Source organism: Nocardiopsis halotolerans DSM 44410 (genome assembly GCF_000341065.1).
Classification (GTDB): Bacteria; Actinomycetota; Actinomycetes; order Streptosporangiales; family Streptosporangiaceae; genus Nocardiopsis; species Nocardiopsis halotolerans.
Map to the genome: position 1 here is coordinate 1 of NZ_ANAX01000183.1, position 1,069 is coordinate 1,069.

Annotated in this window: 2 protein-coding genes; both read left to right on the top strand. The window is 69.9% G+C overall.

What is annotated here, in order from left to right:
• The first annotated feature begins 39 nt into the window (after positions 1 to 39).
• Positions 40 to 408 carry a cyclodeaminase/cyclohydrolase family protein gene (locus tag D455_RS30360; protein WP_241480252.1) on the top strand — a complete coding sequence of 123 codons (369 nt, stop codon included), beginning with the start codon at positions 40 to 42 and terminating at the stop codon, positions 406 to 408.
• Positions 405 to 1,069, top strand: a 665-nt coding sequence (locus D455_RS0114050) for a bifunctional 5,10-methylenetetrahydrofolate dehydrogenase/5,10-methenyltetrahydrofolate cyclohydrolase (protein WP_017571353.1), incomplete at its 3' end; no start/stop codon positions are given. The genes D455_RS30360 and D455_RS0114050, both read left to right, overlap by 4 nt.

A 1,069-nucleotide genomic window follows, 5' to 3' on the forward strand; every position in this document is an offset into this window, starting at 1 on the left:
CCGCAGACTCACCAAATGATATGAGCTCTTACGGCCGTCATCGACGCCTACGCGCTTCCCCACTCGACCGATGACGAGAAGGGGGCGCGTACCACCGCCATGGCCGCGGCCTTGCGGGAGGCCTGTGCGCCGCCTGTCGCGGTGATCGAGACCGCCGCCGAAGTCGTCTCGCTGGCTGAGCGCATCCTTCCGATCGGCAATCGCAGCGTGATCACCGATGTGGTCGCGGCGGCCGAGGCCGCCCGCGCTGCCGCCACCACGGCCCGGGTGAACGTCGAGGTCAACCTGGGCGGCATCAAGGACAACGGGGCACGGGCGGAGTTCTCGGCCTCGGCCCGGTCCGTCGACCTCATCGTCGAGCGGGCGGAGAAGGTCACCGCCGCGGTCAGGGAGGAGCTTGCCGTATGACCGCCACGACGATTTCGGAGCACCATGTCACCACCGTGCTGTCGGGCAAGCCACTGGCAGCGGAGATCCGGCGGTGTACCAGCGGGCAGGCCGCCGCACTGGGGGCGGCAGGCACCCAGCCGAGGCTGGTGGTCGTCACAGCCACCGACGACGAATCGACCATGTGGTACGTGCGCTCGATCGCCAAGGCGGCCGCGGCCGTCGGGATCGACTGCGACATCGCCGACCTCGGCCCGTCGGCTTCACGAGCGCATGTTCGGGACACGCTTCGCGCCTTGAACCAGGACCGGGAGGTCCACGGCATCATCCTGCAGACCCCACTGCCCGACGGCATGTCGCTGGCCGAGCTCGCCGTGGAGATCGACCCGGCCAAGGACGTCGATGGCGCGAACCCGGCGAGCCTCGGACGCTGTGCGGCCGGCTTGCCCGGCTTCACGCCTGCCACGGCCGAGGCCGTGGTGCGACTGCTCGATCACTACGGCGTCGATCTCGTGGGCAGGGACATCGCCATGGTCGGCCGGTCAGTCGTCGTGGGCACCCCGGTGGCGTTGCTGCTGCTGGAACGGCACGCGACCGTGACGGTCTGCCATTCCCGGACGGCCGACCTCGAAGATCACACATCCGCCGCCGACATCGTGATCGTCGCGGCGGGCGGGCCGCG